Annotated in this window: 2 tRNA genes; both read left to right on the forward strand. The window is 48.1% G+C overall.

The window, feature by feature from the left end:
- Positions 1-57 precede the first annotated feature (57 nt).
- Positions 58-134: transfer RNA gene (locus KVH01_RS29570), tRNA-Ile, on the forward strand.
- A 10-nt stretch (positions 135-144) separates the two neighbouring features.
- Positions 145-220, forward strand: a tRNA-Ala gene (locus KVH01_RS29575).
- Positions 221-293: the final 73 nt, after the last annotated feature.

Here is a 293-nt window from a genome sequence, read left to right on the forward strand (position 1 = left end):
GAAGCAGCTTTAAGCTCCAAGCTGATAGCTCTTAGCTAATCAGTTGCGCTCGAAATTGGGTCTGTAGCTCAGTTGGTTAGAGCGCACCCCTGATAAGGGTGAGGTCGGCAGTTCGAATCTGCCCAGACCCACCAATTTTGTTATGGGGCCATAGCTCAGCTGGGAGAGCGCCTGCCTTGCACGCAGGAGGTCAACGGTTCGATCCCGTTTGGCTCCACCATTAACTGCTTCTGCTGTTAGAGTTTAGAAATGAATATTCTGAAGTGAATATTGATTTCTAGTCTTTGATTAGA

Origin of the sequence: Pseudomonas khavaziana (assembly GCF_019145205.1) — a bacterium.
GTDB classification, from domain to species: Bacteria; Pseudomonadota; Gammaproteobacteria; order Pseudomonadales; family Pseudomonadaceae; genus Aquipseudomonas; species Aquipseudomonas khavaziana.